Origin of the sequence: Marinomonas maritima, assembly GCF_024435075.2 — a bacterium.
In the GTDB taxonomy this organism is placed as follows: Bacteria; Pseudomonadota; Gammaproteobacteria; order Pseudomonadales; family Marinomonadaceae; genus Marinomonas; species Marinomonas maritima.
The window spans coordinates 156,448-180,000 of record NZ_JAMZEG020000004.1 but is presented as its reverse complement, the minus strand read 5'-3'; the positions used below and the strand labels follow the sequence as shown (position 1 = coordinate 180,000).

The window sequence follows — 23,553 nt, the reverse complement described above, 5'->3', positions numbered from 1 at the left end:
GCGTACCTTTTGTATAATGGGTCAACGACTTATTTTCAGTAGCAAGGTTAAGCATGTAGTGGAGCCGTAGGGAAACCGAGTCTTAATAGGGCGTTTAGTTGCTGGGAATAGACCCGAAACCGGGCGATCTATCCATGAGCAGGTTGAAGGTTGAGTAACATCAACTGGAGGACCGAACCCACATCCGTTGAAAAGGCTGGGGATGACTTGTGGATAGGAGTGAAAGGCTAATCAAGCTCGGAGATAGCTGGTTCTCCTCGAAAGCTATTTAGGTAGCGCCTCGTATCTCACCATTGGGGGTAGAGCACTGTTTGGGCTAGGGGGTCATCCCGACTTACCAACCCCATGCAAACTCCGAATACCAATGAGTGCAATTACGGGAGACACACGGCGGGTGCTAACGTCCGTCGTGGAAAGGGAAACAACCCAGACCGTCAGCTAAGGTCCCAAAGTTACAGTTAAGTGGGAAACGATGTGGGAAGGCTTAGACAGCTAGGAGGTTGGCTTAGAAGCAGCCATCCTTTAAAGAAAGCGTAATAGCTCACTAGTCGAGTCGGCCTGCGCGGAAGATATAACGGGGCTCAAACTGTACACCGAAGCTACGGATGCTTAATTTATTAGGCATGGTAGAGGAGCGTTCTGTAAGCCGTTGAAGGTCAAGCTGTAAGGCAGGCTGGAGGTATCAGAAGTGCGAATGTTGACATGAGTAACGATAAGGGGAGTGAAAAACTCCCCCGCCGGAAGACCAAGGTTTCCTGTCCCATGTTAATCAGGGCAGGGTGAGTCGGCCCCTAAGGCGAGGCAGAAATGCGTAGTCGATGGAAAACAGGTTAATATTCCTGTACCGATGTATATTGCGATGGAGAGACGGAGAAGGCTAGGCCAGCACAGCGATGGTTGTCTGTGTTTAAGGCGGTAGGTTAGGTGCTTAGGCAAATCCGGGCACCTCCCTTTAGTGGGAAGATCGAGAACTGATGACGAGCCCTCTTTTGGGCGAAGTGGTTGATGCCATGCTTCCAGGAAAAACTTCTAAGCTTCAGATATACATTGACCGTACCCCAAACCGACACAGGTGGTCAGGTAGAGAATACCAAGGCGCTTGAGAGAACTCGGGTGAAGGAACTAGGCAAAATGGTACCGTAACTTCGGGAGAAGGTACGCCGGCCGGTGTGAAGGACTTGCTCCGTAAGCACTAGTCGGTCGAAGATACCAGGTGGCTGCGACTGTTTATTAAAAACACAGCACTCTGCAAACACGAAAGTGGACGTATAGGGTGTGACGCCTGCCCGGTGCTTGAAGGTTAATTGATGGGGTTAGCGCAAGCGAAGCTCTTGATCGAAGCCCAAGTAAACGGCGGCCGTAACTATAACGGTCCTAAGGTAGCGAAATTCCTTGTCGGGTAAGTTCCGACCTGCACGAATGGCGTAACGATGGCCACACTGTCTCCACCCGAGACTCAGTGAAATTGAAATCGCAGTGAAGATGCTGTGTATCCGCGGCTAGACGGAAAGACCCCGTGAACCTTTACTATAGCTTCACAGTGAACTTTGAACCTATTTGTGTAGGATAGGTGGGAGGCTTTGAAGATAGGACGCTAGTTCTATTGGAGCCAATCTTGAAATACCACCCTGGTATGTTTGAGGTTCTAACTCAGGTCCATTATCTGGATCGAGGACACTGTGTGGTGGGTAGTTTGACTGGGGCGGTCTCCTCCCAAAGAGTAACGGAGGAGCACGAAGGTGTGCTCAGCATGGTCGGAAATCATGCGTAGAGTGTAAAGGCAAAAGCACGCTTAACTGCGAGACAGACACGTCGAGCAGGTACGAAAGTAGGTCTTAGTGATCCGGTGGTTCTGTATGGAAGGGCCATCGCTCAACGGATAAAAGGTACTCCGGGATAACAGGCTGATACCGCCCAAGAGTTCACATCGACGGCGGTGTTTGGCACCTCGATGTCGGCTCATCACATCCTGGGGCTGAAGCCGGTCCCAAGGGTATGGCTGTTCGCCATTTAAAGTGGTACGCGAGCTGGGTTTAGAACGTCGTGAGACAGTTCGGTCCCTATCTGCCGTGGACGTTTGAGATTTGAGAGGAGCTGCTCCTAGTACGAGAGGACCGGAGTGGACGAACCTCTGGTGTTCCGGTTGTCACGCCAGTGGCATTGCCGGGTAGCTACGTTCGGACGGGATAACCGCTGAAAGCATCTAAGCGGGAAGCCTCCCTCAAGATAAGATCTCACTGGGACATAAGTCCCCTAAAGAGCCGTTCGAGACTAGGACGTTGATAGGTTGGGTGTGTAAGTGCTGTGAGGCATTGAGCTAACCAATACTAATTGCTCGTGAGGCTTGACCATATAACACCAAAGTGGTTTTAAAGAATAATACTTTAAAAACACAGACACAGATTACGATACACATCAGCAATGATGAACATCGGTTTAACCTTGATTATTGTTATTTCAAAAAAGAATTGTTAAAGATCCAAGCATGTCTTCGCGTGTTTTGGTGGGAAGAAACAGAGGATAGACATTATCATCTAAAGACACCACCGGAACGAACGCAGCAGAATTGCTTGACGATCATAGAGGCGTTGAACCACCTGATCCCATCCCGAACTCAGAAGTGAAAAGCGCCATCGCCGATGGTAGTGTGGGAGATCCCATGTGAGAGTAGGTCGTCGTCAAGCTTAAATTAAGAGAGCCCTGATAGCTAACGCTGTCAGGGCTTTTTTTTGGCTGAAATAAATGGTTAAGAAAAGTGATCAGGGAAGTCATCATTTACGATCAAGGCGCCATCTTACCTTCAAGAGTCTAGCGATGGTTTTGTACGCTAAATGCATCTGTAAACACGCCTGAATGGATTCAATGCTAGGTTTTGTACTTTCATGTCGCTTATAAAGCGAAAAGCTGAAGTCACAAGCGAGGCATCAGGTAATAAAAAAGGCCGCTAGGCGACCTTCTTGTTATTAACTCGTTATGTTATGCACTCAAGGTTAAATGTACCTTATCTTGGACGTTAATAACTCAGACACTTATCCACTTCATTGGCTGCACCCAGAATGACGGCAACACGTTGATGTATTGCTTCTGGTTGTATATCGAGTATACGTTGAGTGTGTGTATGCGCTTTACCGCCAGCCTGTTCTAGTAACATTGCCATAGGATTTGCTTCGTACATAAGGCGTAATTTACCTGCTTTAGAAGGATCTTTTTTATCCCAAGGGTAAATAAAGATGCCACCACGACAAAGGATACGATGAACGTCACCTACCATGGCTGCAACCCAACGCATATTGAAGTTTTTACCGCGATCACCTTCTTTTCCCTTCACTAGGTCATTCACATAGTGCTGCATACTTGGAGACCAGAAACGTTGGTTAGACATGTTGATGGCGAACTCTTGAGTTTCTTTAGCGACCTGAATTCTCTCATTCGTCAGTGTGAATACGTGTTTTGTGGGATCATAAGTAAACATGTTGACGCCATCGCCTGTGGTCAGAACCAGCATGGTAGAAGGTCCGTAAAGGACATAACCCGCGGCAACTTGCTCTTTTCCTGGAATGAGGAAGTCTTTTTCTGTTGCTGGCTTGTCTCCAGTTTGACGATAAATTGAAAAGATGGTGCCAACCATTGCATTAATGTCGATGTTCGACGAACCATCTAACGGATCGAATGCGATGAAATACTCTCCATCGGTGTTGGCTGGTACGATGTAGTCTTCTTCTTCTGATGCGATTGCTCTAACCGCAGGACAAGCAATCAAGGCGTCTTTCAGCATATTGTTAGAAATAACATCCAGTTTCTTTTGTTCTTCTCCTTGAACATTTTCATTACCAGCCATACCTAAAATACCCGCAAGAGAACCTTGTTTTAGCGCATCCGAAATGGCGATGCAGGTGTCCGTGGTTACCGTTAAAACTGTTTGTAATGTTTGCGGTGTTGAACTGGATGCTAAAACATTGAATAGATTTTGCATGGTCTGGCATTTCCTTATTATTTGAAGTTGTAGAAATTATGCCATTCTAGGCCCTGAGTGTCAGCCAAGGTGATGTTATGAGGACAAAAAAATAGGGAAAGTCAGCGTTTTCAGATAATCTACGCAAAATATTGAGGGAAATGACTATGTCTGAGTTTGTTGTACACAATTTAGAGCTTGATGGTGAAGGTGGAGCAACGTCATTACCTTCGTCAGACTTGCCTAAGACGCTACCCATTCAAGGTTGTCGATGGGTGCATATAGATTGCCGTGAAGAAAAAGGACGAAATTGGCTGTCGAGTTTAGAAGGCATTCCTGAAACCGTGGTGGAGGCTTTGTTTGCAGAAGAGACGCGACCTCGAACCATTAAAATGGGGAAAGGTTTGTTGCTGACGTTGCGGGGAGTCAATTTAAATCCAGAGTCGAATCCGTCCGATATGGTGTCTTTACGACTTTGGGTAACACCGAATTTTATTATCTCTAGTCGCCGTCGCAGATTGTTGTCTGTGCAAGACGTGGTGAGGGATCTTGTTAACAATGAAGGCCCGACGAGTACGGCAGATATAGTGGCGACATTAACCGAAACGCTGACAGGTCGAATGGCAAAGGTTATTACCGGCCTAGAAGATGAGCTTGCAGATTTGGAAGAGAGTATCGGCGAAGGTATTGAAGTGGGGCAGCGAGATTCTTTGGTTCAGCGTCGACTTGAAACGATCCGTCTAAGGCGCTTTTTAGTCCCTCAAAAAGAGGCTATAAATAAATTGTCTCAGGAGTCTTCATCATGGATGACGGTAGATCAATCCGCCCAAGTTCAAGAAGCAGCCAATGATATTACTCGCTATGTAGAAGGTTTAGAGTCACTGCGTGAGCGTTGTCTTCTTATGCAAGAGGAATTTGCCAATTTACAGGCGGAGAAAATGAACGCTCGAATGTATGTGCTTTCTATTTTGTCGGGCATTTTTATGCCACTTGGCTTTTTAACAGGATTGTTTGGCATCAATATCGGTGGCATGCCAGGTACTGATAGCAGCGCGGCATTTTGGTTGTTTTGTACGGTATTGGTGGTTTTAGGGGGGGGGCAGTTTATTCTGATGCGGCGCAGTCGCTGGTTTTAACGTGTCTAAATGATTCAAAGCCGCCACCTTAAATGAGCGGCTTTGAATGTATTTAACTATCGCTTTAGCGTTTTAATGCCGTCTTTGGTTGCTAGCAATAAAACATCTGCAGAGCGTTTTGCGAATAATCCATTTGTTACTACACCAACGATCCCATCAATGCTTTTCTCTAAAGCGATAGGGTCAAGAATGTCTAAATTGTAGACATCAAGTATGTAGTTGCCGTTATCAGTGACGACGCCTTCGCGATAAACTGGATCTCCGCCCAGTTTTACTAGTTCACGTGCCACATGCCCGCGAGCCATAGGAATGATTTCTACTGGTAATGGAAAGTCGCCTAACACCTTTACGAGTTTTGACTCGTCAGCAATACAAACAAATTCATCGCTGCATGCCGCGACGATTTTTTCACGGGTCAATGCCGCGCCACCGCCTTTGATGAGGTGCAAGTTGTCATTGGATTCATCTGCGCCGTCCACATAAACACGAATACTATCGACGCTGTTTAAATCATAGACTGGAATGCCGTGTTTTTTTAGGCGTGTTGCAGACGCTTCAGAACTTGCGACAGTCCCGTCAAAGATGCTTTTGTGCTTTGCCAATTCATCAATAAAAAGATTCGCCGTAGAACCTGTGCCAACACCGACAATTGTATCGGCCTCTAACATAGGGAGAATATAATCAACGGCGGCTTTGGCAACCGCTTGCTTTAATTCGTCTTGAGTCATAGTGATTGTCGCCTTTTATTATGGTTTTGCTAGGGGCTGTATTATGGGACTTATTTCTAATGATAAGCCTCCTCTGATGGTGTGGATATTATAAGCACTTCAAGTCTTGATTGTTACCCTATTGGATCATGCCCATGACGGATTTTATGCGATTTTTATGTGTCGATAGAGAGCATCGGTCTTTGCGTGAAGTGGGTTGAAAGGGTATATTTCCTATTCGTTTTTTTTGACTAGCAAAGTCAGCGTAGATGTTGTTAAGAATATCGCGTTGCCGATTTATATTCGTTTAGGAAGCACTATGCCCCATACCATGATCAAAAAAATTCTACAGGCGCGCGTTTATGACGTTGCCGTAGAAACACCATTGTCTCGTGCCAATCAGTTATCGACTCGATTAGGTAATGAGATTATTTTGAAACGAGAAGATTTACAGCCTGTTTTCTCTTTCAAAATTCGTGGGGCATACAATAAAATTTGTCAGTTAACACCAGAAGAACGTGCTCGGGGCGTGATTGCTGCTTCAGCGGGAAATCATGCTCAAGGTTTGGCGTTGGCGGCAAAAAAACTTGGCATCCAAGCAACGATTGTGATGCCTGCGACTACGCCAGAAGTGAAGGTCAACGCAGTTCGTAATCATGGTGCTGAAGTGGTTTTATTTGGTGATGCCTTTGATGAAGCGTCTGCAAAATCCCTTGAAATTATGGCGAAGACAGGTCAGGTCTATGTTCATCCATTTGATGATCTGGATACGATCGCAGGACAAGGCACAATCGGCATGGAAATCCTCCATCAACATGAAGGCAATATCGATGCTATTTTTATTCCCGTTGGTGGTGGTGGTTTAATCGCCGGTGTATCTGCCTACATTAAATACCTTCGTCCAGACATTAAGATTATCGGCGTTGAGCCCGTCGATGCAGCCTGTTTAAAGGTCGCCTTGGAAAACGGCAAACCGACTCGCTTGGCGCAAGTCGGTATATTTGCTGAAGGGGTCGCTGTAGCGGAAATTGGTAAACATACCTTTGCGATCGCCAAAAATACAGTTGATGAAGTGATTACCGTTACTACCGATGAAATGTGCGCGGCGATAAAAGACATCTACGATGATACTCGTGCGATTACTGAACCAGCAGGCGCGTGTGCTTTAGCGGGTTTAAAAAAATACATTGAGCGAGAAGATGCGAAAGGCCAAACATTGATTGCCATCAATAGTGGTGCGAACGTGAACTTTGATCGCCTTCGCCATGTATCTGAGCGGGCGGAACTAGGCGAAAAGCGTGAAGCGATTATTGCCGTAAAAATTCCAGAACATCCTGGTAGTTTTAAAGATTTTTGTCAGGCGTTGGTTGGTCGAAACATTACCGAATTTAACTATCGTTATGGTGATGATCAACAAGCGGCAATTTTTGTCGGCGTGGCGTTAGGCGGTAGCCCGCACAGTCGAAAAGAGTTGTTAGAAGATCTAAAAGACTACGAAATTACGGACTTAACCGATGACGAAACCTCGAAGGTTCATGTTCGTCATATGATTGGCGGGCATTTGCGCAGCGATAAGGGCGAATTGCTTTATAGCTTTGAGTTTCCAGAACGTCCTGGTGCGTTGTTGAAATTCTTAAATACGCTGGGTGGACAATGGAATATCTCCATGTTCCATTATCGTAATCACGGCGATGCCTACGGCCGAGTCTTAGTTGGTTTGCAGGCGGTTGGTGAGGAAGCGGATGTGACGCATTTCTTAGATGAACTTGGTTATCCTTATCAGGACGAAAATAACAACGAAGCTTGCAAGCTGTTCTTTCGCTAAAAGTACGAAAGTCAGTTATCATTAGCGCAACTATTTTCTTGAATTCAGCCCTCTGATTGTTACCGATCAGAGGGCTGTGTGATTCTGACATGACGCCATCATTGGCGGCCTGTTTACTGTTTAAAGGTCTTCTTAGTGAATATTCAAACTCTTCTTAATCTACGTATTCAGGCGGCGATGGTTGCCGCTGGTGCGTCTGATACAGCGCCAGCGTTAGTGCGTCAATCGGCGAAAGCCCTCTTCGGTGATTACCAAGCCAATGGCATTATGGGCGCCGCGAAAGCGCTTAAAATGAACCCGCGTGATTTTGCTCACGCGGCGTTGGATAAATTGGACTTATCAGACCTTGCCGATAAAGTGGAAATCGCCGGTCCGGGCTTTATTAACATTTTTTTGAAAGATGTTTTTTTGAGTAAAGAATTGGTGACATTACGCACCAGCGAGCGTCTTGATGTAAACCCAGTTGAGGCACCAGAAACGGTTGTTGTGGATTATTCAGCACCAAACCTTGCTAAAGAAATGCACGTTGGTCATTTGCGCTCAACGGTTATTGGTGATGCCGTTGTCCGCACGCTGGAGTTCTTGGGTCATCATGTTGTCCGTCAAAACCACGTAGGCGATTGGGGTACTCAATTCGGTATGTTGTTGGCGTACATGGAACGTTTGCGTGCTGAGAACACCAAAATCAGCATGGCGCTTGCGGATCTTGAAACCTTCTATCGTGCGGCTAAAACTTGCTTTGATGAAGATGAGGTCTTCGCGGCTCGTGCTCGTGAATTGGTCGTTGCTTTGCAGTCTGGTGATGAAGAATGCTTGGCGCTTTGGGATGAATTTATCAATATCTCTATGACTCACTGTGAAGAAACTTACAAAATGTTAGGTGTTTCTTTAGAGCGTCAGCACGTGATGCCAGAAAGTGCCTATAACGATGATCTACAGAACGTTATCAATGAGTTAAAAGATCAAGGTTTGCTGCAAGAATCCAATGGTGCACAGTGTGTTTTCATGGAAGAGTTCGCCAACAAAGAAGGCGAGATTACACCAATTATCGTACAAAAAACGGGTGGTGGTTTCTTGTATGCCACAACGGATTTAGCGGCGGTGCGTTTTCGTCAACATACACTGAACGCAGATCGTGTGTTGTACTTTGTGGACGCGCGTCAGTCGTTGCACTTCCAACAAATTTTCACCTTGTCTCGAAAAGCAGGCTTTGTAAAACCAGAAACGCAACTGGAACACATGCCTTTTGGCACCGTGATGGGAAGTGATGGAAGACCTTTTAAAACGCGTTCCGGTGGCGTGGCGAAATTGTCAGACTTGTTGGAAGAAGCGCAAGAACGTGCTTATCAATTGGTGGCTGACAAAAATCCAGACATGAGCGAAGAGGAATTGCGTAATATTGGTCGCGTTGTCGGCATTGCATCGGTTAAGTACGCCGATTTGTCAAAAAATCGTACCAGCGATTACGTGTTCAATTGGGATACTATGCTGAGCTTTGAAGGCAACACTGCGCCTTACTTGTTATACGCTTATTCTCGCGTAGCAAGTATTGTTAAGCGTTCTGAGATCGATAGCGCAAGTTTAACGGGCAACATCGCGATTGAAGCGCCACAAGAGCGTGCTTTAGCGATGAAGCTATGTCAGTTTGAAGAAGCCATTCAACAAGTTGCTAACGACGGTATGCCGCATTTTTTATGTGCTTACTTATACGACTTGGCGGGCACTTTCATGAGTTTTTACGAGGCTTGTCCTATTTTGAATGCCGAAGATGACGTGAAAAACAGTCGTCTACAATTGGCATTGAATACGGCGTCAACCTTAAAACAAGGTTTGTCTTTGTTAGGGATTGAAACCTTAGAGCGCATGTAATGTTAGCTTGAATGTTGTTTAATTAATAAACGAAAGGCGCTTTCTTCTCGGAACAGCGCCTTTTTAATAGATAAAAAAACGCGTTAAAAGAGGCGAAAGAATGGCATGAAAATTTATATCGCTTACACCGGTGGCACGATTGGTATGGTACCGTCAGAGAATGGACTTGTGCCTGATGAAGCCTTTGCAGAGCAGCTGGCTCAACAGTTGGGTGCTTCCAACGAGATTACTCATGACTTTGTCATCCAACGTTATGAGCATTTAATTGATTCATCGAATGCGACACCGAAAGATTGGCAGACGATTGCTAGCGACATACAAAGCAAATGGCAGGCGTTTGATGCGTTCATTGTGTTACATGGAACGGACACCATGGCTTATACCGCGGCGGCCTTATTTTTGATGTTTGCCTATAGTGATAAGCCGATTATTGTCACTGGTTCGCAAGTGCCTATGTACAAAGTTCGAAGCGACGCCATGATCAATGTCATGGGCGCTATTTCTGCCTGTGAAGCATCAGCTTGTGAAAAAGCCGTGAACGGCGTGTTTCTATTCTTTGCCGGTCGATTGATAGAAGGCGATCGAGCTCACAAAGCGCACACCAGTGATTGGCAAGCCTTTAATTCGCCACACCAACCAGAGCGTGGCGTGCTAGGCATTGACTGGCGCTGGCGTAATGTTGATCTGACGCATCAAGGGATAACGATTCAAATTCCAGAGATGAAAGAAAGTGCGGTCACCATATTGCCTGTATTTCCTGGTGTGCAAGCGGAGCATTGGCAAGGATTATTAAACAAAAATGTCAAAGGCGCGGTGTTATTGAGTTATGGTGCGGGCAACGCACCAGACAAAAACACGGCGCTTCTGGCGCTTTTAAACGCCGCCACAAGCCGAGACGTAGTGATTGTGAATGTTAGCCAGTGTGGCGCAGGAAGAGTAGCTGCAGGTGCTTATGCGGCGGGTTCGGCATTGGTTCAAGCAGGCGTTATTTCAGGTGAAGACATGACCTATGAAGCGGCGTTTGTGAAATTGCATTTTCTGATTGGACTAGGGTTAAGTGCTGAGGCAATAAAAGCTATTTTTTGAGTTACTTCAGTTCGATGTGACGTTTTCTGTTCTTACTTAAAAAGGGAATTTAAATGGCGTTTTTGTATGTGCTTTTAGTGGTCATTTGGTCGACGGGATTTATTACCGGAAAGCTCATCGTCGGCCTTATTGACCCTAACGTGTACTTGGGTATTCGCTTCTTTTGCGCTGGTTTGCTTTTTCTCGCCATTGCCTTGGTGCAGCGTCGATATTTTCCTCCGTGGAAAGAACTGCCAAAACACATTATCGCTGGTATGTTGATGAATGGCTTCTATCTGGGTTTCGCTTATGTTGCCATCGCCAAAGGTCTGCCTGCAGGTATCATGGCTCTGATTGGTGCCTTACAACCGGCTTTAGTCACTTTGCTTGCCTTCTTAATAATAAAAGAAAAAACGTCGTTAAAAGGCATTGTCGGCATGCTGATTGGCATGGTCGGTTTAATGTTGGTAGTGAGCCCCGCCTTAGAGCTGGATATGAATCACGGCGGTGTGTCCTTATTTACCTTTGCTTTGGCTTGCTCAGCCATATTAGCCTTATCGCTTGGGGTGACCTATCAAAAAATGTCGATATCAACCTCGGACATTTTTAGCTCGATGGCAATACAAAACCTTGCTGCTAGCGTGGTGTCTTTTGGGTTTGTACTGATCTTAGGCGAAAGCCTCTTTAAGCTGCAGCTAGAATCTATCCTACTTATGTTCTGGGGTGTGATCGTGTTATCAGGTGGCGGCGTCTTTTTAATGGTGTGGTTGCTGAGAAAAGTCAAAGCTTCGCAAGTGTCTACCGTCTTATTGCTAGCGCCACCTTTGGCGGCGATAGAAAGCTATTTCTTATTCACAGAGTCCATGACAACGATTCAGATCGTCGGCTTTGTGGTGACGATCACTGGGGTGTATTTGAGTAGAGCGAAAACCAATAAAGGATAATTAAACCACACTGGCAGAAAATAACGATGATGTAAAATAATGGTTACTTTCTAGCAAGTAAATTCAATCTTGCTTCTACTCGGTCAATCAATGTACCAAAACGTTCGAGTTCATCGACGTGGTGATTGAATTCAATTTTACTGGGCAGAAGTTGACTGTTGGTTTGTAAGTGGTGGACCAGTTGTATTCTGGTATTGGTGGTAAATTCTTTGCTCCAAGACCATTGCATGCGTAGCAGGCGAGCCAAAGCAGAAGCCGGTAAGTCACCGATGTAATTCGCCAGTAATCCTTCCCAATCGAATTCAAAATTTTCCATGACCTTATGCAAGGTCATCAAGGCTTGTGCGTTGCCTTGTATGCGTAGGTCGCCATCAAAAAAACCATCACCTTCAAGCAATTTTCGATACGCGTTACTTGGGCCTTGAACAAGGGTATCAAGGCGTGGGTCCAACTCTATTTCGTCTAAACTTTCTGGACGATGCAGCATGACGCCTTGCTCGAGAATATGAACCTGTAATATAAACGAGAAGTCTTCTACGAAGAGAAAGACTTGTTGCCCCGCTAATTTATTCAGGCGATGTTGAGAAGGCAGATCCTGCTTAAGCGCGAGGTTGATAGCATTTTCAATAGCGCTGATGGCGGATAAGCTGAGTGAACCCATAGAAATCTTCCCGGTGATTAATAATAAAAGCTAAAGCTGATGGATTTGTATCACCGAAGTGTCACGTGTCTGGCCTTCTTTTTCAAGGCGATCTAGGTACATTTTCCAGAGTTCGTCATGATTTTGGCCAATATTATAGAGATAGTCCCAAGAGTAAAGACCGGTGTCGTGGCCATCGTCAAAGGATATTTTAAGTGCATAGTTCCCCGCGCCTTCGACGTTATTAATGGCGACGTCTTTTTTGCCAAATTGCAGAATCGGCATTTGCATACCGTGTCCGCGAACTTCGGCGGAAGGAGAGTGAATTCGTAAATACTCAGCGCTTAGACGGAACGCTTGACCATCGGCGAACGTTAGCGCCAACTCACGAGATTGCTTATGGTAGTGAATTTTTGTCGGCGCAGGCGTTGCCATGGTGCAGGTTTCCTTTTCTTAAAATTTAGTCGCCTTTAGAGAAGGCGACACGTTACTTATTATAAAATATATTGGCTCAAATCTTCATTCTTAGCGATTTCGCCCAGTTGCTCATCAACATACGCAGCGGTTATTTCGATGGTTTGATTGTCAGGCATGTCGCTGGCCGAGTAGGACACTTCTTCTAGTAAACGTTCCAGCACAGTGTGCAAGCGACGCGCACCAATGTTCTCTGTGCGTTCGTTCACCTGGAAAGCGATTTCAGCAATCCGCTGAATGCCTTCTTCAGTAAAGTTCAGATTGATATTTTCTGTCTTCGCCAGTGCAACATACTGTTTGGTGAGAGACGCGCTTGGTTCAACCAAAATGCGTTTGAAATCGTCTACCGTCAAGGCATCTAGCTCCACACGAATGGGTAAACGACCTTGCAGCTCAGGTATCAAATCCGATGGTTTGGACAGATGAAACGCACCAGAAGCAATGAATAAAATGTGATCCGTTTTGATCATGCCGTATTTTGTGCTGACGGTACAGCCTTCAATCAAAGGCAATAAATCACGTTGAACGCCTTCACGCGATACTTCACCGCCTGAGCGTTCTGAGCTTTTTGCGACCTTGTCTATTTCGTCTAAGAAAACGATGCCGTTTTGTTCTACCGCGTACACCGCGCGAGCTTTCAATTCCTCTTCATTGACCAGCTTAGCGGCTTCTTCATCACGGACTTGGCGTAAGGCTTCTTTTACTTTCAATTTGCGCTTTTTGGTTTTTTGCGACCCAAAACTAGAAAACATGTTTTGTAACTGGCTGGTCATTTCTTCCATGCCCGGTGGTGTCATAATTTCGACACCGACTGGCGAGTCAGCGACGTCGATGTCGATTTCTTTGTCGTCCAATTGACCTTCGCGTAATTTTTTACGAAAAGTTTGACGCGTGCTGCTGTCTTCTAACTCTGGGTCTGCGCCACGTGCTGGCGGTAATAAAACGTCAAGGATACGATCTTCGGCCGCATCTTCGGCTTTATGGCGCAGTTTTTCAGTTTCTTGCTCGCGAAGCATTTTGATGGCCATTTCGACCAAGTCACGAATAATGGATTCTACATCGCGACCGACATAACCCACTTCGGTGAATTTTGTGGCTTCAATTTTGATGAATGGCGCGTTGGATAGCTTGGCTAAACGGCGAGCGATTTCGGTTTTACCCACGCCCGTTGGCCCTATCATTAGGATGTTTTTAGGCGTGATTTCGGCACGCATTTCTTCAGGAAGTTGCATGCGACGCCAGCGATTACGCAGCGCAATGGCCACGGCTCGTTTTGCTTTTTGTTGGCCAATAATGTGTTTGTCTAAGGCGTTAACCGTCTCTCTTGGGGTCATGCTGCTCATTATCAATTCTCTTCTATTCTTGAGTGATGTAGTAGATCGTGTGTCGGTCTTTTGTTAGGCAGACTGGTCTTCAATTTGTTGATCAATCACGATTTCTTCAATGGTTAAACTGTGATTGGTGAAGACGCAAATATCTGCGGCAATGTTGAGACTTTTTTCAACGATTTCTTTGGCCGATAGATCTGTGTTGTCGATCAGAGCGCGAGCGGCCGCTTCTGCGAAGTTACCACCAGAGCCGATTGCAAGTGCGCCGTGTTGAGGCTCAACGACATCACCTGTACCTGTGATGATTAAGGTACTGTCTTTGTTAGCGACAATAAGCATGGCTTCTAATTTGCGTAGAGCTCGGTCGGAACGCCAGTCTTTAGCAAGGTCAACCGCGGCACGAACAAGATGTCCTTGGTGTTTTTCGAGCTGGCCTTCGAATCGCTCGAATAGGGTGAAAGCATCGGCTGTGCCGCCGGCGAAGCCCGCAATCACTTCTCCACGATATAAGCGACGCACTTTGCGAGCGTTGCCTTTCATCACGGTGTTGCCTAAAGAAACTTGTCCATCGCCGCCTACGACGACTTGGTTGCCTTTACGTACAGTAAGAATCGTTGTCATGGTCTACTCCAGTTGCGATTCTAATAAAATGGGGGCGAGCAAGAAGATTTCAAGCGAGGATTGCATACAAGAGACGCTTTCACTTTATGTATGCAATATGGACGGATATCTGAAGGGGATTATTGCTCTTTTTTGACTTTATAAGAGTAGGGCGATATTTCCATCGAAACGAGTTTGTCTTCTGCTCGGTTCATTTTGGAACGAGATTCATAAGGGCCAAGAGTGACACGGTACCAAGGTTGCTCGCCTTTGCCGATGGTCTTGCGAACATTGGCTTCGACTAAGCCCGATATGATGAGCCTCGCTCTCATACGGTCGGCGTCTTCTGGACTGCGAAAAGAAGCCGCTTGCAGCATGTAATAAAAATCTTGTTCGCCGCGAGGCGTTGACTGGTAGGCGTCGACATGACTGGTATCGACTTCGCTGTCCTGCAGTATTTGATAAAATTCAAACGTATCTTTTTTAGGCGCGGGTTTTATTTTTACTTCTTCGGGCGCGATTTTAATTTCTTTCGGCTGCGGTTTTATGATGGTTTTGATTTTTTCGACTGGCTTAGGTTTGGGTGTTGACGCGACTTGGTTGAGTTGCGTTAATCCATAAATAAAGGCCACAAGAATAGCGGGGACTAAAAGCCATAACCACCAAGCGGTTTTGCGCTTCGGCGGAGGAGGTGAACGTCGAGTCGCGCCTTTTCTTGGACGACTTCCTTTTGCTGCTATTTGTATGGGATTAAACATAATTAGGGCTTTTGGCTTTTTTAAATATTAGGCGTCAATTACGACGCGCTCATTATGCTTGCTAGATCAGTAAGTTTCCAGTGGATCGACGTCGATTGCGAAACGAATTTTATGCTGCCTTGAGGATTGCTCTAACCAATCTGTCATCATTTGGGTCGCTTGATGTAAAGGCGCACGATGAGCCGATTTGATGGAAATAAGTGCTCGGTGCTGGCCTGCTTTACGAACAATGATTGCCGCGTAAGGGCCAACCAGATAGACGTCCTTTGCAAAGAGGGGTTCAAGGTCATTGCGCATCGCAGACAAAAGCTGCATGGCTTCTTGTTCATTGCCGGATTCAGCTCGCACAATAACTTGGTGATAAAAGGGCGGTAACGAGAGTGATTTTCGCTCTGCTAATCCATCAATGGCAAAGTGTTCGTAACCCAAGTTGCACAAACATTCAATTGCAGCATGATCGGGATGATAGGTTTGCAGCAAAACATGCCCCGGTTTTTTTGCGCGACCAGCACGACCAGCGACTTGTGTTACGAGTTGAGCGGTGCGTTCCATACCTCTAAAGTCTGAGGAAAACAGCCCTGCATCGGCATCCATAATGACCACCAAGGTGACGTTTGGGAAGTGGTGGCCTTTCGCCAACATTTGTGTGCCGATCAGAATAGCTTGGTCATGCTCATGGATTTTTTGGGTCAGTTTTGCCATCGCGGACTTGCGCTGAGTGCTGTCTCGGTCAATTCGCAAAATAGGTACGTCTTTAAAAAGGGTACTGAGTTGTGTTTCAACTTGCTCGGTGCCTTCGCCCACTGTAAACAGCTCTTCTGACTGGCATTCTGGGCATGTGTGCAGCAAGGCTTTTTGCGTATCACAGTGATGGCAATGCAGTTTGTTGGCGCGTTTGTGAACGGTGAGATTGACATCACAGTGATCGCAGGCCGCAATCCAACCGCATTGATGGCACATTAACGTCGGCGCGTAACCGCGGCGGTTTAAGAATATCAATACTTGTTCTTTGCGATCTAAGCATAGCTTGATACTAGCAAGGGCGTGTTCGCTAAAGCCGTGAATTAGGGTTTTTCCTCGAAGATCCACTCGCTCCATTTCTGGAATGTGCGCATTGCCCGCTCGCTTACGAAGCTTAAGCCAAGTGAATTTCTTTTGAAGCGCATTGGTTAGGCTTTCGTAGGACGGTGTGGCCGATGCTAATAAAACAGGAATGTCTAAGCTTTGCGCGCGTTTAATCGCGAGATCCCGAGCGTGATAGCGAAAGCCTTCGTGTTGTTTGTAAGAGGTGTCGTGTTCCTCGTCTATTACGATGAGTCCAAGATTTGGTGCAGGAATAAACGCCGCAGAACGCGTGCCGATGATGATTTTTGCATGACCGCTGGCGGCCAATAACCAAGCATCTAGGCGCTCTCGATCACTCATGTTGGAGTGCATCAGTACAATGTCGGTATTGAAGCGTATTTCAAAGCGCTTCAATGTTTGAGGTGTCAGACCAATTTCTGGCACCATCACGAGAATTTGCTTTCCCTCTTCTATTAGGCGTTCCATGACCCGTAAAAACACTTCGGTTTTGCCGCTGCCCGTTACGCCATCTAATAATGCAACATTAAAATGATGACGCGAGTCTAATAACTCTTCTGTGGCAATCGCTTGTTCTGGGTTTAGCGTAGGAGGTACTTGAGTTTGGTGGGCGTGTTTTTCACCTCCTTTGTTAAAGGAGCGGGGCTCTCGTCGTAATAGGCCTTTTTCTTCTAAGCTTTTCCCGGCAGCAGGGGCAAGATCTAGAACCGATGCCGCGTGTTGGCTCAAGCCGTGGGGGTGTTGTTGAACGGCTTTAAGAAAGTCTTGCTGTCGAGGCGCTCGGCTGAGTTGGTCAAGAGGGAGTTTTTGCCCTTCTGGCGTCGTCAGCCACCAATTTTCTGTGCGGAACTCAGCGTTCTCGCCTTTTCGTAGCAGTACCGGTAAGGCATGAAAAATAACATCCCCAATAGGGTGATGATAATAACGCGCGGCCCACTCGCACAATGCCATGAGTTCTTTTGTGATGACGGGGCTTTCATCATGCAACGATGTGAGTGGTTTGACTTGCGTTGGATCCCAGTCGCTGGTTTCACTCAAGGCGACAATAACGCCAAGGCGACTGCTTTTACCGAAAGGTACTTTGATCCGCATGCCAGGCTTTAACTCGTGTCTTAATGCGATGGCTTTCGGTACTTTGTAGTCAAACAAAGTGCGCATTGGCACTGGTAAAGCGACTTTGATAAAAGGGTAAGGAGTAAGAAGCGCCTCGGACATGCGTTAGGTTAGACCTTGTTTAGTAAAGTAAAAATAGAGTATATCGACGAAGAATTAAGTGTACGCCAGAGTAGTGGTTCGGTGCGAGAGACAATTTTATAAGAAAAGCATGATAAAAGGGTTGCTGATTAGGCAATAGACACCTAAAATACGCGATTCTTGGCACCACTGTACAATGTCTGTACAACGAAACGTGCGGTGCTTGGCGCGGCAATAGCCCATCTATATCGACCAAGTGGCGGCACACCAAACTTTAAGGTAAATACGATGAAAAATGATATCCACCCAACTTACTCTGCGCTTGTTGCTACTTGTACTTGTGGTAACACTCTGAATCTTAATTCAACTGCTGGTAAAGACATGCACCTTGATGTATGCAGCAACTGCCACCCATTCTACACAGGTCAACAAAAAATGTTGGACTCTGGTGGTCGTGTTGATCGCTTTAATAAGCGTTTCGGAGCACGTCGTACCGCTAAGTAATTGGTGGAATGACAGTGATTGCATTAAAAAAGCGCCAAGTTTTCTTGGCGCTTTTTTTGTTTTTGTCGGTTACTGTTCAAGCGAGTGAACAGTGTGAAGCAACAGGCGAACTCGAAAAAGCGCGAATCAAGAGAGTGGTGGATGGCGACACCATACATCTTAGTGATGGTCGAAAAGTTCGGTTAGTTGGAATTGACACGCCAGAGCTCGACCATAAAAAGGGTCAACATGAGACCTATGCCGTGGAAGCGACAGACTTTTTACGTTCCCGTCTTGATCGCTTTGTGTACATTCAAAAAGCAAAAGATGAGCGTGATAGATACGGTCGTTATTTGTACTACCTTTTCGATAAAGATCGTATTTCATTAACGAGTCAGTTACTATCCGAAGGACTTGGTTATCGTATTGCTGTCCCTCCAAATCTGGCATATCAAGCATGTTTTGAGGCCGCTGAGAACTCAGCTCGCAATGCGCATAAGGGATTATGGCAGCAAACTTTGCAATGGCAGCCAAAAGCTGGATTTGCACTTTCTCGTGTCACCATCACTTCAATTACTCAGAACCGAGGCGGCTGGTGGCTAGAAACCAATCGTGATCTAGTGATCAATTTGCCACCCAACGTAACCGATTATTGGCCTGCCCAAAAAGTGTTTTATCTTGAAGGTAAGGAAATAGAGGTGCGAGGTTGGCAGCATCAAAGGAAAAGTCGACATTCAGAGTTTAAGTCTTGGGTTCTGTCTGTAAGGCATCCCAATGATTTGCTTGAAATTAAAGCGTCTACCAATCGTTGATTGATAAAATATTCCTATGGTTTTGCTCTTTTAAGTAATGAGTAGATCGACTATCCTGATAAAACAGCTAAAAAATATAAGGTGCTACTTTCGATGCTTTTTAAAGTTTTGGGACAAGGCACCATTTGACTACGATAAAACTAATTAATTACACCAAATAGACGGAAACATCATAATGGCAGAAGATATTAAGCAAGCTGCACTGGATTACCATGAATATCCAGTACCTGGAAAAATGAGCTCTACTATTACTAAGCCAACGGCAACGGCACGTGACCTTGCTTTAGCATACAGCCCTGGTGTGGCTGAGCCTTGTCGCGAAATCGCAAAAGATCCAGAAGCCGCTTACCGTTACACGGGGAAAGGTAACCTAGTGGCTGTTATTTCTGATGGCACGGCGATTCTTGGATTGGGTAACCTAGGCCCATTAGCAAGCAAGCCAGTAATGGAAGGTAAAGGTTTATTGTTCAAGCGCTTTGCTGGCATTAATTCTGTTGATGTGGAAGTTGAATCTGAAAGCCCACAAGCCTTCATCGATACGGTTGCCCGTATTGCAAACACCTACGGTGGTATCAACTTAGAAGACATTAAAGCGCCAGAGTGTTTTGAGATTGAGCGACAGTTGATCGAGCGTTGTTCTATCCCTGTTTTCCATGATGACCAACATGGTACTGCAATCGTAACGGCGGCTGGTCTATTGAATGCGCTTGAGCTTCAAGGTAAAGATATTGCTGACGCGAAAATTGTTTGCCTAGGTGCAGGTGCAGCGGCAACGGCTTGTATGAAGCTGATTATTGCTTGTGGCGCACAGCGTGACAACATTTTCGTTCTTGACCGTAAGGGTGTTATTCATTCTGGTCGTGATGATTTGAATCAGTTTAAAGCGATGTTTGCCATTGATACTGATAAACGTACTTTGGATGATGCGATTGATGGTGCTGATGTTTTTATCGGTGTATCAGGACCTGATCTTTTCTCTGCTGATCAGTTGGCTAAAATGGCGCCAAATCCAATCGTGTTTGCTTGTTCAAACCCTGATCCAGAAATCAATCCTGAATTGGCTCGTGCGACACGTGATGACTTGATCATGGCAACAGGCCGTTCTGATTACCCTAACCAAGTAAACAACGTACTTGGCTTTCCTTTCATCTTCCGTGGTGCTTTAGACGTTCGCGCGACTAAGATCAACGAAGAGATGAAAGTAGCAGCGGTTCATGCATTGAAAGACCTTGCAAAAGAAGAAGCGCCAGCCGATGTGGTTGAAGCGTACGGCGGTTTAGCATTAAGTTTCGGCAAAGAGTACATCTTGCCAAAACCAATGGACGCACGTTTGCTAAACGTGGTTTCAGCGGCGGTTGCTAAAGCAGCGGTTGATTCTGGCGTTGCTATGCTTCCATACCCAGATTTTTACCCGCTTGAGAGTCTTGAACACTTCGGTGCTTAAGTAACATGCGTATGGTTGAAAAAGGCGATTCCTGAATAAGGTGTCGCCTTTTTTTATGAGTATTTTTATCATTCGTTAATAGGGAGTATTAGCATGAAAGTCGCAATATATTGTGGTTCCTCAGGAGGCAATTCACCTGATTACGTGAAGGGCGTGGAAGCCTTGGGCGTATATCTTGCTAAGCAAGGCATTGATGTTGTGTATGGTGGTGGTAACGTCGGTTTAATGGGTGTTATTGCTAATGCGGCATTACAAGCTGGTGGAAGAGTGATTGGCGTCATTCCTGCTCATCTTAAGTTAAAAGAAATTGCCCACCTAGGTTTAACCGAGCTTCATGAGGTTGCTAATATGCATGAGCGCAAGGCTAAGATGGCGGAATTAGCGAATGCTTTTGTGGCACTGCCTGGCGGCGTAGGAACGTTGGAAGAAATGTTTGAAATATGGACATGGGGTCAGTTAGGTTTACATAATAAACCTTGTGCTTTTTATAATATAAATGGTTTTTACGATCCGCTGTTCGCTATGGTGGATAGCATGCATAAAGCAGGATTTGTGAAGCAGTCTTATATAGATATGATCATTAAAGCGGAGGCCCCCGAGACATTAGTATCAGCGTTTAAGACGTATAAAGCCCCGCTGCCTAAATGGTGTTAGAGACTTGAAAAGCGTCAGGATGTAGACTGACGCTTTTTACAAATCGTATGCTATAAGATCAAAAGAGGTTTTCGAGTGCGTTGTTTTCTTGTTTTTCTTCTTGAGACTCATTGCCGTTATTATTGTTTAATGATGGCAAATTAAGATCACGTTGTGGTGGCACGTGATCCTTTCTGAATATCTCAAAAATAGCATTTGATTGCCCCGGTAACGCACGTTCTCCTGTTTTAGGGTCGATTCGTACGGTAACTAAGGAAGACGGTTTTGGTATAAAATCAGGCGTTGTGTCTTTTAACGCGTCACGCATGTAATCAATCCATGGTGGTAGTGAGACTGACCCACCCCATTCGCCACGACCCAGAGGGGATGAATTATCAAAGCCACTCCAAACCGAGGTTACTAGGTTGCCATTAAAGCCAGAAAACCAAGCATCGCGGCCATCATTGGTCGTCCCAGTTTTTCCTGCAATGTCATCGCGCTGAAGTACTCTGGCACGTCGTCCAGTACCGTATTTAATAACGTCACGCATCATGTCATAGACGATATAGTTTACTTCTGGGTCCAGTACTTGCGGAGCGACAGGCAAACTACGGATGCCCTTTGGTGTATCAAATAGGCCCATTTGAGGTTCGCCATCGGTGGTTTTTTCAAGCAGGGTGCAGGTTAAGCACACTGTGATCGGGTTGGCTTGGAATAAGGTCTGATTGTTCCTGTCTATAACAGTATTTATTAGGTACGGCTGTACTTGATATCCACCATTAGAAAACACTGCGAAGCCCGTTGCTATTTGCAAAGGGGATAAGTTCGCACTGCCTAAAGACAAAGATAAGTTGTGTGGAAGTTCATTCGGATCAAATCCAAAGCGACGTAAGAAATCGAGTGTTGGGCGAACCCCTAGCTCGTCCAGTAAGCGAACAGACACAATGTTTTGTGAGCGATAAAGCGCTTGGCGCAATCGTGTAGGCCCGTAAAACTTACCGCCGTCATTGGTTGGACGCCATGCCGAAGCGAGGTTTGTATCATTAAAAACTACAGGTGCGTCATTGATAATGCTGGCTGCGGTATAGCCTCTATCCAATGCACTGGCGTAAATAAAGGGTTTAAAGTTAGACCCCGGCTGGCGCTTAGATTGAGTGATTCGGTTAAATTTATTTTCATAAAAATTAAAACCACCTACTAGCGCCTGAATCGCACCGTCTTTGCTGTTGAGTGAAATTAATGCCGTTTGTACTTCTGGTTTTTGTGCTAACAACCATTCAAGATTATTGTCTGGGCGTAAGCGCACAATATCTCCAGGGACAAGGACGTCTGCGACAGTCGTGGGCGATGGCCCCTGTGAATCTTCGCTAAGGTAGGGTCTTGCCCATTTTATTGCATCCCAGGACAAGGTGGCACGTTTGCCGTTTGCCAAGCGCACATCAGCCGTGGTCTCTTGAGTTGAGATTACAAGCGCAGTTTGCCAATCTTTGAATCCATCAATATCTTGTAAGGCTTTTTCTTGCTCTTCTAGTGGCGCGTCAATCAGGTCGACGCGCGTTTCAATAGACCCTCGGTAACCGTGACGCATGTCGTAATTTAATACACCATCGAACACGGCGGCGTTGGCGGCTTTTTGTCTGCCTGCGTTGATTGTCGTGTAGACGGTCATGCCAGTGCTATAAAGGTCATATCCAAAGGTGCTATAAAGTTCTGAGCGAACCATTTCAGCGATGTAGCCAGCTTCTATGTCAGGCATGATACCGTGGTTTTTTGCGGTAATGGGAGCTTCAACTGCCGTTTGATAAGCGTTTTTATCGATCATACCGAGTGACAGCATACGTTGTAGAATCCAGTTTCGACGGATCAGCGCGCGAGAAGGGTTCACTACAGGATTAAAGCGAGAGGGTGCTTTTGGCAGGCCGGCGATCATGGCCAGTTGAGCAAGGTCTAGCTCGTTTAGGTTTTTGCCGTAATAAACTTGTGCCGCGGCTTCGAATCCATAAGCACGATTCCCCAAATAGATTTTGTTGACATAAAGCTCAAGAATTTCGTGTTTACTGAGTTCGCGCTCCATCTTTAAGGCAATAAAAATTTCAGTAAACTTCCGAATATACGTTTGTTCGAATGACAAGAAATAGTTTCTGGCAACCTGCATGGTGATCGTACTACCACCACCTTGTTTTTGTCCGGTGGTGATCAATTGCATCACCGCTCGCCCTAAGCCGAGAATATCGACGCCTGGATGATGATAAAAATTGGTGTCTTCTGCAGCCAAAATAGCCTGTTCTAGACCTTGAGGAATTTCAGAGTAATTAATAGGGGTACGGCGTTGTTCACCAAACTCACCAATGAGTTGGTTATCCGCAGTGTAGATACGTAATGGAATGCGTAACTCAATGTCTTTTAGTTCAGCAACAGTAGGAATGCGATCTTTGACTGTATAATAAACAGCATACGTAATTCCAATTGCGCATAAGGCTCCAAAAAGCCCGAGGAAAAAGAGTATCTTGAATGTCTTAGCCATATAAGCCTAATTAATACTGGATGGAAAAATGGCATTATACCTAAGATGATCAAAGAATAGGCGGTTAACTTTGCATCAAATC

General features: G+C 45.7%; 18 protein-coding genes and 2 rRNA genes (1 of these 20 only partly in view). 11 read left to right on the top strand and 9 right to left on the bottom strand.

The genetic code is table 11. The annotated features are described in order from the left end of the window. Positions 1–2,352 (top strand): 23S ribosomal RNA (locus M3I01_RS15985); it begins 545 nt to the left of the window's first position. Between the two features lie 217 nt (positions 2,353–2,569). Further along, positions 2,570–2,684: ribosomal RNA gene (rrf, locus tag M3I01_RS15980) — 5S ribosomal RNA — on the top strand. Between the two features lie 329 nt (positions 2,685–3,013). Here the strand turns inward: rrf and M3I01_RS15975 are convergent. Further along, entirely contained in the window at positions 3,014–3,973 is a 960-nt protein-coding gene (locus tag M3I01_RS15975) for a class 1 fructose-bisphosphatase (protein WP_255896925.1), read from the bottom strand. A gap of 146 nt (positions 3,974–4,119) precedes the next feature. On the opposite strand from M3I01_RS15975, the gene M3I01_RS15970 reads away from it, so the two are divergent. Next, positions 4,120–5,088 (top strand): zinc transporter ZntB, encoded by a 969-nt coding sequence (locus M3I01_RS15970; protein ID WP_275565187.1) that lies wholly within the window; start codon positions 4,120–4,122, stop codon positions 5,086–5,088. Between the two features lie 56 nt (positions 5,089–5,144). Here the strand turns inward: M3I01_RS15970 and rpiA are convergent, their stop codons facing one another. Further along, positions 5,145–5,816, bottom strand: a complete 672-nt coding sequence (rpiA, locus tag M3I01_RS15965) for a ribose-5-phosphate isomerase RpiA (RefSeq protein ID WP_255896922.1) — start codon at positions 5,814–5,816, stop codon at positions 5,145–5,147. A gap of 298 nt (positions 5,817–6,114) precedes the next feature. Here rpiA and ilvA point away from each other — a divergent pair, with 298 nt between their 5' ends. From ilvA to M3I01_RS15945, 4 genes are all read left to right on the top strand, one after another. Next, positions 6,115–7,620, top strand: coding sequence for a threonine ammonia-lyase, biosynthetic (gene ilvA, locus M3I01_RS15960; protein ID WP_255896920.1), 1,506 nt, complete (start codon positions 6,115–6,117; stop codon positions 7,618–7,620). Positions 7,621–7,755: 135 nt separating this feature from the next. Next, the gene (argS, locus tag M3I01_RS15955) at positions 7,756–9,489 is read left to right on the top strand and encodes an arginine--tRNA ligase (protein ID WP_255896919.1); all 1,734 of its coding nucleotides are present in this window, start codon (positions 7,756–7,758) and stop codon (positions 9,487–9,489) included. Between the two features lie 105 nt (positions 9,490–9,594). Further along, positions 9,595–10,575 (top strand): asparaginase, encoded by a 981-nt coding sequence (locus tag M3I01_RS15950; protein WP_255896918.1) that lies wholly within the window; start codon positions 9,595–9,597, stop codon positions 10,573–10,575. A 53-nt stretch (positions 10,576–10,628) separates the two neighbouring features. Then, entirely contained in the window at positions 10,629–11,498 is an 870-nt protein-coding gene (locus M3I01_RS15945; RefSeq protein ID WP_255896917.1) for a DMT family transporter, read from the top strand. Positions 11,499–11,541: 43 nt separating this feature from the next. On the opposite strand, the gene M3I01_RS15940 is transcribed toward M3I01_RS15945, so the two are convergent. From M3I01_RS15940 to M3I01_RS15915, 6 genes are all read right to left on the bottom strand, one after another. Beyond that, positions 11,542–12,159, bottom strand: a complete 618-nt coding sequence (locus M3I01_RS15940; protein ID WP_255896916.1) for a ubiquinone biosynthesis accessory factor UbiJ — start codon at positions 12,157–12,159, stop codon at positions 11,542–11,544. 30 nt (positions 12,160–12,189) lie between these two features. Continuing rightward, entirely contained in the window at positions 12,190–12,573 is a 384-nt protein-coding gene (locus M3I01_RS15935; RefSeq protein WP_255896914.1) for a gamma-butyrobetaine hydroxylase-like domain-containing protein, read from the bottom strand. 59 nt (positions 12,574–12,632) lie between these two features. Then, positions 12,633–13,955 (bottom strand): ATP-dependent protease ATPase subunit HslU, encoded by a 1,323-nt coding sequence (gene hslU, locus M3I01_RS15930; protein WP_112135061.1) that lies wholly within the window; start codon positions 13,953–13,955, stop codon positions 12,633–12,635. 54 nt (positions 13,956–14,009) lie between these two features. Beyond that, a complete protein-coding gene (hslV, locus tag M3I01_RS15925; protein WP_255896913.1) occupies positions 14,010–14,561 on the bottom strand; it encodes an ATP-dependent protease subunit HslV in 552 nt (183 codons plus the stop codon). Between the two features lie 119 nt (positions 14,562–14,680). Next, positions 14,681–15,298 (bottom strand): SPOR domain-containing protein, encoded by a 618-nt coding sequence (locus M3I01_RS15920; protein WP_255896912.1) that lies wholly within the window; start codon positions 15,296–15,298, stop codon positions 14,681–14,683. Positions 15,299–15,364: 66 nt separating this feature from the next. Beyond that, positions 15,365–17,596 (bottom strand): primosomal protein N', encoded by a 2,232-nt coding sequence (locus tag M3I01_RS15915; RefSeq protein WP_255896911.1) that lies wholly within the window; start codon positions 17,594–17,596, stop codon positions 15,365–15,367. Positions 17,597–17,863: 267 nt separating this feature from the next. Here M3I01_RS15915 and rpmE point away from each other — a divergent pair, with 267 nt between their 5' ends. The 4 genes from rpmE to M3I01_RS15895 all read left to right on the top strand — a co-directional run bounded on the left by rpmE (position 17,864) and on the right by M3I01_RS15895 (position 20,968). Then, positions 17,864–18,079: a 50S ribosomal protein L31 gene (rpmE, locus tag M3I01_RS15910; protein ID WP_112135053.1), complete on the top strand. Its 216-nt coding sequence runs from the start codon at positions 17,864–17,866 to the stop codon at positions 18,077–18,079. A gap of 8 nt (positions 18,080–18,087) precedes the next feature. After that, positions 18,088–18,870: a thermonuclease family protein gene (locus tag M3I01_RS15905; protein WP_255896909.1), complete on the top strand. Its 783-nt coding sequence runs from the start codon at positions 18,088–18,090 to the stop codon at positions 18,868–18,870. A 175-nt stretch (positions 18,871–19,045) separates the two neighbouring features. Further along, a complete protein-coding gene (locus tag M3I01_RS15900; RefSeq protein WP_255896908.1) occupies positions 19,046–20,314 on the top strand; it encodes a malic enzyme-like NAD(P)-binding protein in 1,269 nt (422 codons plus the stop codon). 93 nt (positions 20,315–20,407) lie between these two features. Continuing rightward, positions 20,408–20,968 (top strand): LOG family protein, encoded by a 561-nt coding sequence (locus M3I01_RS15895; protein WP_255896907.1) that lies wholly within the window; start codon positions 20,408–20,410, stop codon positions 20,966–20,968. A 58-nt stretch (positions 20,969–21,026) separates the two neighbouring features. On the opposite strand, the gene M3I01_RS15890 is transcribed toward M3I01_RS15895, so the two are convergent. Beyond that, positions 21,027–23,471 (bottom strand): penicillin-binding protein 1A, encoded by a 2,445-nt coding sequence (locus M3I01_RS15890; protein ID WP_275565186.1) that lies wholly within the window; start codon positions 23,469–23,471, stop codon positions 21,027–21,029. Positions 23,472–23,553: the final 82 nt, after the last annotated feature.